This window comes from Acidovorax sp. 107 (assembly GCF_003058055.1).
Taxonomy (GTDB): Bacteria; Pseudomonadota; Gammaproteobacteria; order Burkholderiales; family Burkholderiaceae_C; genus Acidovorax.
On record NZ_QBTZ01000001.1, the window covers coordinates 2159509 to 2172213 of the forward strand.

The 12705-nt window shown below is 66.1% G+C and carries 11 protein-coding genes; 4 read left to right on the forward strand and 7 right to left on the reverse strand.

What is annotated here, in order from left to right:
* Nucleotides 1-22 precede the first annotated feature (22 nt).
* Together C8C99_RS10145 and C8C99_RS10150 are read right to left on the reverse strand one after the other, a co-directional pair.
* Nucleotides 23-1027 carry a sulfate ABC transporter substrate-binding protein gene (locus C8C99_RS10145; RefSeq protein ID WP_108625667.1) on the reverse strand — a complete coding sequence of 335 codons (1005 nt, stop codon included), beginning with the start codon at nt 1025-1027 and terminating at the stop codon, nt 23-25.
* Between the two features lie 232 nt (nt 1028-1259).
* Nucleotides 1260-1847, reverse strand: coding sequence for an alpha/beta hydrolase (locus tag C8C99_RS10150; RefSeq protein WP_056640454.1), 588 nt, complete (start codon nt 1845-1847; stop codon nt 1260-1262).
* Between the two features lie 193 nt (nt 1848-2040).
* Between C8C99_RS10150 and C8C99_RS10155 the strand changes: the two genes are divergently transcribed.
* The 3 genes from C8C99_RS10155 to C8C99_RS10165 are packed head-to-tail and all read left to right on the forward strand — an operon-like array spanning nt 2041 to nt 4669.
* Complete coding sequence (locus C8C99_RS10155) at nt 2041-2949, forward strand: hypothetical protein (protein WP_108625668.1); 909 nt, start codon at nt 2041-2043, stop codon at nt 2947-2949.
* Nucleotides 2950-2987: 38 nt separating this feature from the next.
* Nucleotides 2988-3602, forward strand: a complete 615-nt coding sequence (locus tag C8C99_RS10160) for a sigma-70 family RNA polymerase sigma factor (protein WP_369867245.1) — start codon at nt 2988-2990, stop codon at nt 3600-3602.
* Entirely contained in the window at nt 3599-4669 is a 1071-nt protein-coding gene (locus C8C99_RS10165) for an ankyrin repeat domain-containing protein (RefSeq protein WP_108625669.1), read from the forward strand. The genes C8C99_RS10160 and C8C99_RS10165 overlap by 4 nt, the downstream gene beginning before the upstream one ends.
* Before the next feature lie 101 nt (nt 4670-4770).
* On the opposite strand, the gene C8C99_RS10170 is transcribed toward C8C99_RS10165, so the two are convergent.
* The gene (locus tag C8C99_RS10170) at nt 4771-5640 is read right to left on the reverse strand and encodes an HDOD domain-containing protein (protein WP_108627114.1); all 870 of its coding nucleotides are present in this window, start codon (nt 5638-5640) and stop codon (nt 4771-4773) included.
* A gap of 138 nt (nt 5641-5778) precedes the next feature.
* Nucleotides 5779-6726 carry a LysR family transcriptional regulator gene (locus C8C99_RS10175; RefSeq protein ID WP_108625670.1) on the reverse strand — a complete coding sequence of 316 codons (948 nt, stop codon included), beginning with the start codon at nt 6724-6726 and terminating at the stop codon, nt 5779-5781.
* Nucleotides 6727-6872: 146 nt separating this feature from the next.
* Between C8C99_RS10175 and C8C99_RS10180 the strand changes: the two genes are divergently transcribed.
* Complete coding sequence (locus C8C99_RS10180) at nt 6873-7517, forward strand: FMN-dependent NADH-azoreductase (RefSeq protein ID WP_056640442.1); 645 nt, start codon at nt 6873-6875, stop codon at nt 7515-7517.
* A gap of 168 nt (nt 7518-7685) precedes the next feature.
* Here the strand turns inward: C8C99_RS10180 and C8C99_RS10185 are convergent, their stop codons facing one another.
* The 3 genes from C8C99_RS10185 to C8C99_RS10195 form a co-directional block, all read right to left on the reverse strand.
* Nucleotides 7686-9992, reverse strand: a complete 2307-nt coding sequence (locus C8C99_RS10185; RefSeq protein WP_108625671.1) for a bifunctional diguanylate cyclase/phosphodiesterase — start codon at nt 9990-9992, stop codon at nt 7686-7688.
* Nucleotides 9993-10267: 275 nt separating this feature from the next.
* Nucleotides 10268-11071, reverse strand: coding sequence for a MetQ/NlpA family ABC transporter substrate-binding protein (locus tag C8C99_RS10190; RefSeq protein ID WP_233247198.1), 804 nt, complete (start codon nt 11069-11071; stop codon nt 10268-10270).
* Between the two features lie 265 nt (nt 11072-11336).
* The gene (locus C8C99_RS10195) at nt 11337-12425 is read right to left on the reverse strand and encodes a DUF6817 domain-containing protein (RefSeq protein ID WP_108625672.1); all 1089 of its coding nucleotides are present in this window, start codon (nt 12423-12425) and stop codon (nt 11337-11339) included.
* Nucleotides 12426-12705 lie beyond the last annotated feature (280 nt).

The window sequence follows — 12705 nt, forward strand, 5'->3', positions numbered from 1 at the left end:
GTGAGTCAGAAGCGAGGCGGGCTTACTTGGCGCCAGGGGTGTAGAGCTTGTCGAACTGGCCGCCGTCGTTGAAGTGCACCTTCTGTGCTTCGGTCAGCGAACCAAAATACTTGGCCACCGTGAACTGCTTGAGCGGCTTGAACGTGGCTTCGTACTTCTTGAGCACTTTTTCCGAGCGAGGGCGGATGGCGTGCTTGGCGGCGATCTCTTGCGCTTCATCCGAGTACAGGTAGTCCAGGTAGGCCTTGGCCAGCTGGGCCGTGCCCTTTTTGGCCACGGTGCGCTCCACGACGGCCACGGGGTTCTCGGCCACCACGCTCACTGAGGGGTAGATGGCATCGACCTTGCCCGCGCCAAATTCGCGATCGATGGAGACCACTTCGGATTCAAAGGTGATGAGCACGTCGCCCTGGTTGCGCTGCAGGAAGGTGGCGGTGGCGTCACGCCCACCCTTGGCCAGCACGGGCACGTTCTTGTAGAGCTTGCCTACAAACTCGGCGGCCTGCGCTTCGGTGCCGCCCTTTTCACGCACGGCGCCCCAGGCGGCCAGGTAGGCATAGCGGCCGTTGCCGCCGGTCTTGGGGTTCACCACAATCACCTGCACGCCGGGCTTGATGAGGTCGTCCCAGTCCTTGATGCCCTTGGGGTTGCCATTGCGCACCAGGAACAGCATGGTCGAAGTGGTGGGCGATGCGTCGTTGGGAAACTTCTTGGCCCAGTCCTTGGCGACCACGCCGTTGTCGGCCAGGAACTGCACGTCAGTGGTCGTGTTCATGGTCACCACGTCGGCGGCCAGACCGTCGTTCACGGCCCGCGCCTGGGCGCTGGAGCCGGCGTGCGACTGGTCGATCTTCACGTCCTGGCCGGTGGTCTTCTTGTAGTGGGCGGCAAAAGCGGTGTTGTAGTCCTTGTAGAACTCGCGGGCCACGTCGTACGACACGTTGAGCAGCGAGTTCTGTGCGGCAGCCATGCCGCTCGCGGCCAGGGCCACGGAGGCCAGGAGGGTCTTGAGTTTCAGAGAAGTCATGGTGTGTCGCCCAAAAATTGCTGGAGATACCGCATTGTGCGGAGGCCTCTTTAAAACTCAAAAGAATATATTCTTGTTAATTAATCGTATATTGGCATATAGATTTTTCATCGGACTCCAGGAAACGATTGCACGCCTTCTGGAAGGCCGAGGCCCCGCGCATGAAATTTCAAGCCAAAAGTGCTTCTAGTGCTTGTCAATCAAGCGTCAAATGCTATCAACAATATAGCAATCAGGCGACTGCAGACGATGCGTGTGTCGAGGCTGCGGGGCGTTGCGGCACGGTGGCGTGGTCGCCTTCCAGCGACTGCAGCAGCGCCCAGCCCAGTGGCCATTCGCCGTGGCCAGACTCGATGTTGATGTGCCCTGCGTTTTGCATGCGCACGAACTCGCTGCCCCAGGCCCGCGCATAGGCGCCAGCCAGACGGATGGGGCAAAACGGGTCGTTGCTGCTGGCCACCACGATACTGCGGTAAGGCAGTGCGGCATAGGGCACGGGCGCAAAGTCGCTCAGGATGGCCCGGCGCTCGGGGTCAGCCGGGGCCACCAGCAGCGCGCCGCAGACCTTGGCCGCAGCCTCAGGGCCCATGTGGGTGGTGGCAATGCAGCCCAGACTGTGCGCCACGACCACCACGGGGTGCGGCGCTGCCAGCACCGTCTTTTCCAGCTGGCTCACCCATGCGGACCGGGTGGGCGTGATCCAGTCGTCCTGCACCACACGGCGCGCGTTCGGCAGGCGCTCGGCCCACAGGCTCTGCCAGTGGCCGGGGCCGGAGTCGCGCCAGCCGGGAACGATGATGATGGAGGTGGTGGTGGTCACAGCTTTGGCATTCTGCGAGCCACGCTTTAAAACCCAAACGACTTAATTCTTGTTATTTAATCGCCAAATCATCTAAAAACAGCGAATTTCCGTGGCCCGTGAACGCGTCAGCTGATTTTTTACGCGGGCTTAACCCCATTCCACCGCCCCGTTCGTTTCACCCAGCACCCCTCACTTTTTTGATGGAGCTGCCATGAAACCCGGTTCACTCGCCCTCCCTGCCCTGACGGCATACGCCTCCCTGGCCGCCCTGATGGCGCTGACCAGCCCTCCCGCCCAGGCCATTGGCCGCCTGGCCGATGTCACCATCGTGGACCGCGATACCGGCGCCACGCTACCGGTGCACTACGCCCGGGGCGAATACTGGGTGGCCGGGCGGCCCGGTGCGCGCTATGCCATCACCGTGCGCAACCGGCTGGGCGAGCGGGTGTTGGCCGTGCCCTCGGTGGACGGCGTCAATGTGCTCAGCGGCGAAACCGCTGGGTGGGGACAGGGCGGGTACGTCTTCTCTCCCCACGAGCGCTACCAGATCACCGGCTGGCGCAAGAGCAACAGCGAGGTCGCGGCCTTCGAGTTCTCCCACATCGCCAACTCGTATGCCGCCCGCACGGGCCGCCCGGCCCACGTGGGAGTGATTGGCGTGGCGCTGTTCCGCGAACAGCCACCGGTGCCCCAACCGGCCCCGGCATTCACCCCCGAGCCCTACAGCCAGCGCCGCGACAACGGCCTGGGCCTCGGGCGCCTGCGGGAAGAACCCGCGTCGCCCGCAGCCGCTGGGGCTGCCGGTGCGCCTGCTGCCCCAGTTCCGTCGGCCGAGGCCGAATCCTCTGCCCGCTCGCAATCTGCCGACAGTGTGGCCAAGGCCGCCCCCATGCCGTCGGCCAAGCTGGGCACGGCGCACGGCCAGCGCGAGACCTCGGTTGTCTCGCACACCACCTTCAACCGGCTGCAGGACCGCCCCAACGAAATCATCAGCATCCGCTACGACAGCCGCGACAACCTGGTTGCTGCCGGCGTGATCCGTGAGCCCGTTGCCCCACCGCAGGCGCCCCGCGCGTTTCCGCAATCAGACACCCCATCGTACGTGCCTGACCCTCGATAAGCTTGGAAGACGCCCCCGTTTGCCCGGGTATGCGCTGGATGAGGGCCTCGCATAATGCCCGGGTGCCCACCGCCCCGCCCTCTGACGAAGCCAGCGACACCGACGAGACGCTGATGCTGCGCTACGCCGGTGGCGACATGGCCGCTTTTGACCGGCTCTACGCCCGGCACGAGCTGGCCGTCTGGCGGTTTGTGTTTCGCAGCGTCAAGGTGCAGGCCGTGGCCGACGACCTGCTGCAGGACGTGTGGTTTGCCGTGGCGCGCAATGCCAGCCGCTACGAGGTGAAAGCCAAGTTCCGCACCTGGCTGTTCACGCTGGCACACCACCGGCTGGTGGACCACCTGCGAACCGCCAAGCACCACACCAGCCTGGATGCGAGCGACGACGATGCGCGCACGCTGGCCGACACGCTGGTGGCTGATTCGGGCTTTGGGCCCGTGCGGCAACTGCAGTCGCGCGAGCAGGCGGCTGCGCTGATTGCGGCGGTAGAGCAGTTGCCGCTGGAGCAGCGCGAGGCCTTTTTGCTGCAGGCCGAAGGCGACCTGAGCGTGCAGGAGATTGCCGAGGCCACCGGCGTGAATTTTGAAACCGCCAAGAGCCGCCTGCGCTACGCACGGGCCAGTCTGCGCCAGCACCTCAAGGAGTTTGCATGACCCGGCAGGACGACGAACTGGTCCGGCGCTACCACGAAGCCAGCGAGCAGGAAGGCGCCCGCCCCGGCGCGCATGTGCGCGAGGCCGTGCGTGCGCACGCCCAGATGATCGCCAAGGCTGCGGCATCGGCATCAGCAGGCCCCGTGTCAGCCCCTGCCGCCAACCAGGCCCGCTGGAAGATTTCGGCCCTGGCCACGGTGGCCGTGGTGGGGCTGACCGGCTGGCTGATGCTGCAATTTGAACGCGGCACGCCAGAAGAGCGAGACACCGCTTTCAGCCACCGCCGGGCCGAGGCACCGGCAGCCCCAGCGCCAGCGGCCCCGCCAACGCCGCAGCCACCGGCTGAGCCCTCACCAGCCACTCCGCGCGCGCCCGATAGCGCGCAGAACAATGCGCGGAACAGCACCGGCCCATCGGCCGACGCCTTGCCCTCCAAGCCCTCCACGGTAGCCGCCCCCGCGCCTGTGCAGATACCGGCAGCCCAACAGCCTGCGGCCAAGGCGCCCCCCGCATCGCCCTCGGCCACTGAGCAGGAAGCCCTGTCAGCGCCCCGCGCAGCAGGCGCCCTCTCCGGCTTCCCAGCATCGCCCCCCGCGCCCTCAACGGCCGCAGCCCCCCGTGCCGAATCCGGTGCTGAAAGGCGCGAGCGCGCAGCTGCCTCCGCAGCACCTGCTCTCCAGGAGGCCGCTCCGGCTGCCGCACCAGCCGCCCGCAGCGCTATGGCTGACTCTGCAGCGCGCGACCACCACGCGGCTGCCGCAGCCCCTGCCATGCAAAAGAATCTGGGTGCAGCCTTGCCCAGCACCGTCTGGGAGGCCGCGCGCACGGGCCAGACCCAACAGGTCGAAGCGCTCGTGCAACAGGGCACACCGGTGGATGCCCGCGACCCCGAAGGAAAAACCGCCCTGATGCTGGCCGCCATGAACGGCCACACCGCTACCGTGCAGCGGCTGCTGGCCCTGCGCGCCAACCCGGCGCTGGTGGACAGTGATGGTCTGACTGCGGCGCAGCTGGCGGCCCAGCGGGGGCACACGCGCCTGGTGGAGCTGCTGGAAGCGGCGCGCTGAAAATCGCACCGCCAGGCCACACAGGGGCTGCGCCACGTACGCATGGGGCGAGCGTGACGGCCCCGTCGTGGCAGCGGCGGATCAGCCGCTCGCCAGAATCATCAGAACCGCACCGCCTCAAACGCCGGGTGCAGTGCGTCGATCCAATGGTCTAGCTCGTCCTGGGTCACATGCAGATGGTCCATGCCGGCCCGGCCGTGCTGCAACCATTCCCGGGTGGGCGGCAGGTTGTCGTGCTGGTTGACCAGGAACTCGGCCAGCAGGCCCAGCGCCACCAGGTGGCGCACGGTGGAATCAAACCGCTCGTCATTCAGGCACGCAAAGTCGTGGTGCAGCCAGATGGCCTGCGCCACGTCGCCCGGCAAATGCCAGGTGCGCGCCACGATGGCACCCATCACCGCGTGGTCAGTGCGGTGGCTGGCGTTCTCGGTCTGGGTGAAGGTGCGGTCCTTGCGCGCCAGGGCCTCGGTCACGGTGCCTGCATAGCCCCGCACGGCCTTCACCAGCACCGGCATGCCCACATGGCAGAACAGCCCGAAGCTGTAGCCCAGGCCCGGGTCCAGGCTGTAGAGCTGGTGGCCGATGTGCTCGCACGCGATGGCGCGGCGCTGCGAGCTTTCCCAGAAATGCTCCAGCAACGGCGAGCGCACCTGCAGCGCGTTGCGCGTGATGAAGGCCGACAGCAGCTCCACCGCCGGTTGCAGCCCCAGCACCGTCAGCGCCATGCCCACGGTCTGCACCGGCTGGGCCAGTCCGTACAGCGGGCTGTTGGCCAGCCGCATCACGGCGGCGGCCAGGGCCACGTCGGAAGATGCCAGCTGCTCCAGCGCGGTCGAGTCCAGCTCGGGCGCCGCCACGATCTCCTGCAGGCGCAGCAGCGATTCGGGGCACGGCGGGATCACGATGGCACGCACGGCAGGGTGCACGCGGGCTTGCCGGATGTCTTGGTCGATGGGGTGTGGAGCGGTCACAAAAAGTCCCCGGGCCGCCGCGTGTGCCGACCACACGGACGGGCGCAGCCCGCACAGTTGCAATTCGTTGCATTGTGGCGCTAAAAAGCGTGCCACCCACCGAACCCGTGCACCCGCGCCGTATTTGCGCTTGGCAACTCAGATGTTCGCGCCGTCGAGCCCCTGCATGGCCTGCCGCGTGCTCAGGCTGCTGCGGCCGGGCATGGCCTCACCCAGGTAGTCCAGAAACCGCCGCACGGCGGGCGAAAGCCCCCGGCGCGAGGGGAACACGGCGTGCACGATGGCGGGCGCGGGCGCCCAGTCGGGCAATACACGCACCAGCTTGCGCTCGCGCATTTCTTCCTGGCACATGTAGTCGGGCATCCAACACACGCCTGTGCCCGCCACGGCGGCGTACTTGAGCGTGAGCAGGTCGTCCGCCACGTAACGCGGGGTGTGCTGCACCATTTGGTGCACGCCGCCGGGGCCGATCAGGTTCCAGGTGGACCGGCCATCGGGGGCCGACATGGCAATGCTGTCGAGCTTGGCCAGGTCGTCCAGCGTCTGGGGCGTGCCCTGCCGGATCAGCAGCTCGGGGCTGGCCACCAGGATCTGTGTGGTGTGGTCCAAGCGCTTGACGACCATGCTGCCGCTGTCATCCACCGAGGGGCGCACGCGCAGCGCCACGTCAATGCCCTCTTCCACCAGATTCACCGCGCGGTTGCTCACCAGCATGTCGATGCGCACCTCGGGGTACTGAGCCAGAAACCGGGGCATCAGCTCGGCCACCACGGTCTGCGCCAGCGTCACGGGGCAGCTCACGCGGATGGTGCCGCGCGGTGTGGTCTGCACCTGGGCCACCGTGTCGGCCGCGGCCTGGGCCGACTCGCGCATGGCCTGGCAGTGGCGCAAATAGGCTTCGCCCACTTCGGTCAGCGAGAGCTTGCGGGTGGTGCGTTGCAGCAGGCGCACGCCCAGCTGCGTCTCCAGGTCAGACACCCGGCGCGACAGGCGCGACTTGGGGATGCCGAGGGCGCGGCCCGCAGCGGCAAAGCCACCGCGCTCCACCACTTCGGCGAAATACAGCATGTCGTTGAGGTCTTGCATGGCCGGGTCCGTAACACTTCAATCGTTCTATGGATAGAACAATCTATCGCAAGTTCACTACCTTATCAACAAATTGATCCATCCCCACAATTCATCCCATGGCCACACGCTGTGGCTCCGATCCACAGAACCCAAGGAGTTCCCTCATGCAACTGCTTCACATCGACTCTGCCATCACTGGCGATCAATCCGTGTCCCGCCAACTGACTGCCCGCACCGTGGCTGCATGGCAAGCCGCCCACCCCGGCACCACCGTGCAATACCTGGACCTGGCACAGCAGGCCCCTTCGCACCTGTCGGCCCAGTCGCTGGGTTTCCGCACCGGCCAGGCCGCTGCGACCGAGGTGGAACGCAATGAAAACGCCCTGTCCGAAGCGCTGGTGAGCCAGTTCCTGGCCTCCGACGTGATCGTGATCGGCGCGCCGCTGTACAACTTCTCCATCCCCAGCCAGCTCAAGGCCTGGATTGACCGCCTGGCGCAAGCGGGCCGCACCTTCAAGTACACCGACAAGGGCCCCGTGGGCCTGGCTGGCGGCAAGACGGTGATCGTGGCCTCCACCCGTGGCGGCGTGTACTCCACCAGCGAAGGTGGCCAGGCCATGGAGCACCAGGAGAGCTATCTGAAGGTGGTGTTCGGCTTCTTCGGCATCACCGATGTGCGTTTTGTGCGCGCCGAAGGTGTGGCCATGGGCCCCGACGCCAAGGCCACCGCCCTGGCTTCGGCCGACGTGGAGATCACCACCCAGACCAGCGTCGCCGCCAACCAGGCCCGCGTGTCGCAGGCAGCGTAAGCGGTTCACGGACGACGGCGCCCAGGGCTCAACAAGCCCTGCAAGCTCCCAAGAACCCGGATCTGTGCCGGGTTTTCGCATTTATCAAGGCAAAACGGCTGGATGCGCTAGTGGAATATGCCTGAGCAGCTATCATTTTTGATATGCCGCGCGCAAGCATTGCCGCAGTCACTGCGCCGCGGATGGCGCCTGCCGCTGCAACCATTGCTCGGCGAGCTGCCGGGGCGGCAGAGCCGGGGCAAACAGCCAGCCCTGAAAGCGCTCGCAGCCCATGCGGATCAAAAACTGCAGCTGTTCCTCGGTCTCCACCCCCTCGGCCACCACCTCCAGCCCCAGCGTGCGGGCCAGGGCATTGACGGTGGCGCAGATCTCGCGGTCGTTCACGTCCACCACGATGTCACGCACAAACACCTTGTCAATCTTCAGCTCGCTCACCGGCAGGCGCTTGAGCTTGATGAGCGATGAGTGGCCAGTGCCAAAGTCGTCGATCGACAGCGCGAAACCCGCGTTCTTCAGGTCGAGCGCAATGGCGTACAGCGACTCATCCAGCAACTGCGACTCGGTGATCTCCAGCACCAGCCCGGCGGGCGCCACCCCCGCGCGCTGGGTCACGTCCAGCAGGGTCTGGGTGAAGCCCGGCTCGCGCAACTGGATGGTGGAGACGTTGACCGACACCACCGGCACCTGCCAGCCCTCGGCGCGCCACCGGGCCATCTGGCGGCACGCGGTCTCGAACACCCACAGGCCAATCGGCACGATGAGCCCGCTCTCCTCGGCCAGCGGGATGAACTCGTCGGGCGGCACCGGCTTGCCATCCACCGACCAGCGCAGCAGCGCCTCGGCCCCCACCGTCTGGCGCTGCTGGTTGAGCTGGGGCTGGTACACCAGCGTGAACTCGCCGCCCTGCAGCGCACCGTGCAGGCGGCGGCGCAGCTCCAGCCGGCCGCGCGTGATCTGCGTGAACTCCTCGATGTAGAACCGGTACGAGCCCCGCCCCACGTTCTTGGTGGCATGCAGCGCCGAATGTGCGTGGCGCACCAGCTCCACGCTGTTCGCGGAGTCGTCCGGGTACAGGCTGATGCCCAGGCTGGCGCCCATGTACTGCGCGCCCACCTCCGACAGGTCCCAGGGCTGCGCCAGGCCCTCCAACAGCGAGGCCGCCAGCTGTGCCAGTTCGGTGCGCGAAGCGGGGCGCAGCAGCATCACGGTGAACTGGTCATTGGCCAGCCGCGACACCAGGCCCTGCCCCGCCAGCAGCTGGGTGATGCGCTGGGCCACCTCGCTCAGCAACGCATCGCCCACGCGATGGCCATAGGTTTCATTCACGCTCTTGAAGTGGTCCAGGTCGATCAGCAACAGCGCCACGCGGCGGTTGGCGGCCTGGGTGTCGCGCGCAGCCTCGGCCACGGCGCGCTCCAGCGCGTCTTCAAAGTAGCGGCGATTGGGCAGACCGGTGAGTGCGTCAAAGTGGGCCACGCGGTACAGCAGCTCCTCGTTGCGTAGCACAGCGGCCTCGGCCGTGCGCAGGCGGTTGAGCAGGCTCACCACGATCGTCTGGCGCAGTGCGGCCAGCAGCAGCACCAGCAGGCAGCACGCCAGGATCAGCGCCTGCATGCCCGCGCGCCCGTCGGGGGCCACAAACAGCAGCACCAGGGTGATGGCGGCCAGCGTCATGGACAGCAGCGGCACATAGTTCATCGCCCGGTCGCACTGGCGGCGGTAGGCGGCGTCTGCCGACACTTCGAAACGCATCCAGCGCGAGCCCCATCCCAGCACCAACGCCGACACACTGAAGCTGGCGTTGAACCAGATGCCCGGTTGCACCGTGCCGCTGATGACCATGAGATTCCACTGCATCCAGCTCAGCCCATAGCCCAGCAAGCCCAGCAGCACCAGCACGTGAGAGCGCTCGATGCGCACCCCCACCGTGGGAATGGCCAGCGCCGTGACCCCGGCTGCCGCGAGAAATCCGGCCGGGTACAGCACCAGCACCGTGCCCACGGCCAGCGAGTCCACCTCGCCCGAGGGCAGATAGATCACCAGCGTGAACGCCAGCAGCGCCAGCACCGTGCCGCCAAAGTCCAGTGCTGCCGGGTAGGCGCGGTCGCGCGAGAGGCGCGCAAACGTGGCGCGGATGACGCTGGCAGCCCATAGCGGCCCACCGGCCAGAAACAGCAGATCGGCAGGCGCTGGGAACGGGTTCCAGCCCAGCGCCACCTGCACGTTCCACACCATCTGCCCCAAGGCCACCAGCACGGCAAAGGCCAGCAGCCCGGTGTGCAACGCGCGGTCGGTAGGGGGCGCTCGCCGCCAGCCGCCCCAGGCCCAGAAGGCGGAGAGCCCAAACCCCAGCGTCCAGGACGCGTTGTCCAGAAACAGCCGCACGCCAGGTTCCGGCACCCACAGCGAGGCAACGAACAACAGCGTGGTCGCACTCAACCAGGCCGCTGAGAGGATTCGTTCCGCGAAGGGCATGGTGGAGGGTTAGGTGTTACCGGACGTTACCCTCTCATTGTGTATCCAAGCGCGATACCGCAGGTTGCCCGGCGCAACGCAGCGGGAATGGGATCGGTGTTTTGCTATCACTTAAATAGCTTTTGGTGCTTTATGGATAAGCACCAGGGGCCAAAAGCGCATGAAAAGTCACGCGCTTTCTGGGTGGCCCCTCAGGCCCTGCCCCCCTTGCGAGAGAGGGAGTCGCATCGCAGAACTGCAGCGCTGACCGTGAAAGGGTGCGCTTGCAATTGGCCTCAGAACCCGGGCAGCACCGAGCCCTTGAACTCGGTCTGGATGAACTTCCTGATTTCTTCGGAGTGGTAGGCCTTCACCAGCTTGGCCACCCAGGGCTTGTCCTTGTCGGCTTCGCGCACGGCGATCAGGTTGACGTAGGGGCTCTTGGCGTTTTCTTGCGAGATCGCGTCCTTGCCAGGGTTCAGGCCTGCCGACAGCGCAAAGTTGGTGTTGATGGCCGAGGCGTCCAGGTCGTCCAGCGAACGGGGCAGCTGGGCGGCGTCGAGTTCGACGAACTTGAGCTTCTTGGGGTTGCTCACCACGTCGAGCGGCGTGGCTTTCAAGCCCGCGCCGTCACGCAGCTTGATCAGGCCCTTGTCCTGCAGCACCAGCAGCACACGGCCGCCGTTGGTGGGATCGTTGGGGATGCCGAACTTGGCGCCTTCCTTCAGGTCTTCGAGCTTCTTGACCTTCTTGGAATATAGGCCGATGGGGAAGTTGACGGTGTAGCCCACCGACACCAGCTTGTAGCCACGGTCGGCCACTTGCGCATCGAGGTAAGGCTTGTGCTGGTAGCTGTTGGCATCCAGGTCGCCCGCAGCCAGCGCAGCATTGGGCTGCACGTAGTCGCTGAACTCGACGATCTGGATCTTGAGGCCGTCCTTCTCGGCGACCTTTTTCACCTGCTCAAAAATCTGCGCGTGGGGGCCGCCGGTCACGCCCACCTTGATGGGCTTGTCCTGGGCCATGGCGCCCGACGAGAAAGCGGCAGCGGCAGCCAAGGCCAGGGCGGATTGCAGGAGAAGGCGCTTGTTGTTGTTCACAGGGAAAACCTTTCGTTGAGAGATGGCTCGCATCCTAGGGTTTCCCCGATAAAACAGGAACAACTAAGTTTTCATTTCATTACAACTTATTCGAATAAGAAGACAAGGCCCGTGCCCCCACCCCCACCTCATGAAACTGGCGCGCGCTCGGCGAGGGCAGCCCAGCAAGGGCCGTCCCGCAGCAAGGGCTGCGTCCCCCTTCCCGAATCGCGCAGCGATTCGAGAGAAGGGGGAAGTGGCGCAGCCACTCAGGGGGTGTTCCAAATCAACCGCGCAGCGCCACGTTGTTCAGCTTGTCCAGCCGCTCGGGCCAGGTGCCTTCCACCGTCGCGCCCTGCAGCAGGATGCGCGTCCAGGCCACCCAGGCGTCCCACTGCACGCGCTTGTCCCACGCATTGCCCCAGGCGCTGAACAGGTGCAGCGCGCTCTCGGCAGCGGCCTTGGCTTCGTCCTTGCGGCCAGCGGACAGATACAGCTGGGCCAGCACCATCTGCGGCTCGCCCACCCAGGGGTTGTGGCGCACGGCGCTTTCCAGCACACCGGTGGCCACGTCCAGGTCCACCAGCGGCTGGTCTTGCTGGATGACCGACCAGTACAGCGATGTGGCTGCTGCCTCGTTGGCAGCAGACAGGTGCTGCGAGCAATGCGCAAACACGGGGGGCATGGGCAGCACGTCCTTCAGCCCCGGGTGCTGCAGCGCCTTGGCCAGCCCGTTGATCTGGTGCACCATGCGCCCCGACGGCCGCATGGGCCCGGGCCAGAGCGATGCAGCCCAATGCGCCTTCTGGTTGCGGTGCTGCACGTCCGGAAAGCGCGAAAAGATGTCGTCTTGCCAGCTGAACCACTGCTCGATGGTGTCCGCCATGCTCACGATGATGAAGGCAGCCACCTCGTAGGGCGTGAGCACGTGGTCCTGCCCGTCTTTTTGCAGCACCAGGCTGCCGTCGGCCTCCAGCGCATGGGCCAGCACCTTTTGCACAAACTGCGTGCGCGACTGGGTGCAAAACAGGTAGACCAGGTGCTCGGCCGACTCGCCCGCAATCTCGCGCACCCGGGCGCGCTCCTTGGCGGGGTCGAACTTCACCAGGTCCACAAACGCATTGCCGTACACGCTGTGCAACAGGCCCAGCAGGCGCACATCGCGCGGCTGCTGCCACACCGTCAGCGTGCGCGTCACGCCCACCAGGTGATGGCGAAACGTACCCGCCTTGTGCCAGTCCTGCCCCACATTACGTGCCAGCACCGTGGGCAGCACGGGCGCCAGCTCGGGGTCGCGGGTCAGCCACTCGTCGTCCAGCAGCGGCAATGCGCGGGCAAACAGGTCAGGGTCCAGGGGGTGAAGCGGCAGGGTCATGGGGTGGTGTCTCCGGCGTTGAGGGTGCAGGGAATGCAATGTACACACAGTATCTGCCCCCACGGCGGTTGCGCAAGCACGGGGGCGACCCGGCCCCTACACCAACCACGCGCCTGCACGGCGGCTCGGTCAGCCCCATTGCGTGCTGCGTGCCTTCAGGTGCAGAGACTGAGAGTTTTTCAGCCGGGCCCGAAAGGCGCGCCCATACGCCTCGGATCTAGGCGCAAGGCACAGCCATAGCTCAGGCTATGGAGAGCATTGGTAACGACGAACCGGGGCG

Bases quoted from the DNA above. Each gene is read 5' to 3' on its own strand.
- C8C99_RS10185 (WP_108625671.1), bottom strand. From the start codon at position 9,992: ATGCCCTTCGCGGAACGAATCCTCTCAGCGGCCTGGTTGAGTGCGACC.
- C8C99_RS10180 (WP_056640442.1), top strand. From the start codon at position 6,873: ATGCAACTGCTTCACATCGACTCTGCCATCACTGGCGATCAATCCGTG.
- C8C99_RS10165 (WP_108625669.1), top strand. From the start codon at position 3,599: ATGACCCGGCAGGACGACGAACTGGTCCGGCGCTACCACGAAGCCAGC.
- C8C99_RS10195 (WP_108625672.1), bottom strand. From the start codon at position 12,425: ATGACCCTGCCGCTTCACCCCCTGGACCCTGACCTGTTTGCCCGCGCA.
- C8C99_RS10175 (WP_108625670.1), bottom strand. From the start codon at position 6,726: ATGCAAGACCTCAACGACATGCTGTATTTCGCCGAAGTGGTGGAGCGC.
- C8C99_RS10155 (WP_108625668.1), top strand. From the start codon at position 2,041: ATGAAACCCGGTTCACTCGCCCTCCCTGCCCTGACGGCATACGCCTCC.
- C8C99_RS10145 (WP_108625667.1), bottom strand. From the start codon at position 1,027: ATGACTTCTCTGAAACTCAAGACCCTCCTGGCCTCCGTGGCCCTGGCC.
- C8C99_RS10160 (WP_369867245.1), top strand. From the start codon at position 2,988: ATGAGGGCCTCGCATAATGCCCGGGTGCCCACCGCCCCGCCCTCTGAC.